3 protein-coding genes are annotated in these 1,515 nt (G+C 60.8%); all 3 read left to right on the top strand.

From position 1 onward, the window contains the following. A partial coding sequence (locus tag AC1DEY_RS23360) for a hypothetical protein (protein ID WP_476870078.1) occupies positions 1–410 on the top strand: 410 nt, incomplete at its 5' end. Positions 411–561: 151 nt separating this feature from the next. Further along, positions 562–1,029, top strand: a complete 468-nt coding sequence (locus AC1DEY_RS23355) for a hypothetical protein (protein ID WP_476870077.1) — start codon at positions 562–564, stop codon at positions 1,027–1,029. Between the two features lie 195 nt (positions 1,030–1,224). Further along, a partial coding sequence (locus AC1DEY_RS23350) for a GMC family oxidoreductase N-terminal domain-containing protein (RefSeq protein WP_476870076.1) occupies positions 1,225–1,515 on the top strand: 291 nt, incomplete at its 3' end.

Here is a 1,515-nt window from a genome sequence, read left to right as displayed (position 1 = left end):
ATCTCAAGATCACCAAGCTCTTGCGCAAGGGTTTCGAGCGCGATTACGGCGACGTCGATGTCCTCGCCTGGCACCCCGCCGATCGACGCGTGCTGTTCATTGAGTGCAAGGATCTACAGTTCAAAAAGAACCTCGGGGAGATCGCCGAACAACTGGCCGACTTTCGGGGCGAGATGGCCGAAGACGGCAAGCGCGACTATCTCCGYAGACACCTAGATCGTATCGACCTTCTCGACCAGCACCACGCGGAGATCGCGGCTTTCATCGGGTGGGGCGTCGTAGAGAAGCTCGAAAGCCACCTCGTCTTCAAGAACCCCGTGCCCATGCAGTTCGCCCTGGACCGCCTGCGCGAGCAGGTGACGGTCAGCACAGCCAAGACGCTGCTCTCTACATTGGAGGAAGCCAGGTAGATTTTGCGAATGTCTGGTTTCTGGATCGAAACCAATGATTGCTGATGGCGCTCTGGAGAAATTAGCATTTTCAACATGCCGCGGTCCGCATGGTCCATCCGGCTTACGGTGTGTTTTCCGACACAGGTGAGGCCATGGAGTGCAAACCGCAGTGCCCGACCCCTCGCTCTTCAGGCGAAATAAGAAAGAGGCTCTTGAACGCAAATACCAGGGCGTGTCGGGTTGGACGCAGTTCACAGACGAAATATGCAGCTCTGCTGCGGTCAAGAGTGCGCTGCACGTGTCCCAGGACGGCTGCTGCGCCGATTGCGGCAATGCCGTCGTCAGCCGCAGCCTAGACGATAGTGTCATCCACCATCTGTCCTACGATCACCGCTGCACCTTCGGTGGCAACGCCACGCAACATCCTGATTGCAAAGACTGTCTGTCCCAAGCGCCGCAAAAGGCCGCCGCGTGCTTGAGGCTTTTGCGTCTCGTGCATATCGACTGCCATGAGACGCTACATAACGCTGAGGAGAATGATCCGGTCTGGCGGCGCGCGCTCGGGCTGAAGGATCGGACCTCCGCTCGGCCGCTCAAAGTGCGCAGGTTCCACACGCGCCGATCCGTAGGGCCGTGAGGGGCGGCGGATGTCGGACCCGTTCGAGTAATGAACTGTCGCGCACGTACATGCGACCGCCTCTCATTATTGACAACTTAAGCCTGTTTTGAGGACAGCTCTAACCTGTACCGACAGTTTCATGCCCTCTTGCCGCCGTCCCGGGACCGGGTCACTGTGCTGTCTAAACAACGATAACATTGTGGGAGGGACGCCATGTCGGGCACGCGCTACGACTACGTCATCATCGGCGCCGGCTCGGCGGGTTGCGTGCTGGCCGCGCGGCTGACCGAGGATCCGGCCGTGAAGGTGCTGCTGCTGGAGGCCGGCGGCAAGAACGGCTCGGTGCTGGTGCGCATGCCCGCCGGCGTGGGCGAGCTGATCAAGGCCAAGGGCGAGTGCAATTGGGGCTTCTGGACCGAGGCCGAGCCGCATCTCGACGGCCGCAAGCTGTGGTGGCCACGCGGGCGGGGCCTGGGCGGATCCTCGGCGATCAACGGCATGATC

The organism is Arthrobacter sp. 05T47 (genome assembly GCF_056395825.1).
The sequence above is the reverse complement of the archived record's forward strand: the minus strand, read 5'-3'. Positions and strand labels throughout refer to the sequence as shown.